This is a genomic window from uncultured Croceicoccus sp., assembly GCF_947496385.1.
Taxonomy (GTDB): Bacteria; Pseudomonadota; Alphaproteobacteria; order Sphingomonadales; family Sphingomonadaceae; genus Croceicoccus.
Map to the genome: position 1 here is coordinate 1 of NZ_CANMCP010000054.1, position 265 is coordinate 265.

Here is a 265-nt window from a genome sequence, read left to right on the forward strand (position 1 = left end):
CGAAGATTTGTTGTCGGAACGCGGCATCGATATCTGCCATGAGACGGTCCGCCTCTGGTGGAACAGGTTTGGCCCGATTTTCGCGGCCGACATCCGGCGGCAGCGCGTAAATCGGATGCGCGGCTTTCGAAAATGGCATTGGCATCTCGATGAGATGTACGTCCGCATAAACGGCGAGATGGTGTACCTATGGCGTGCCGTCGATCACGAAGGTGAGGTGCTCGAAAGCTACGTTACGAAGAAGAGGGACAAGGTTGCAGCGCTG

At 56.6% G+C, this 265-nt stretch carries 1 protein-coding gene; it reads left to right on the forward strand.

Going from position 1 to position 265, the window contains the following annotated elements; genetic code table 11:
* On the forward strand, positions 1 to 265 hold a 265-nt coding region (locus Q0897_RS16080; RefSeq protein WP_299310439.1), incomplete at both ends, for a DDE-type integrase/transposase/recombinase.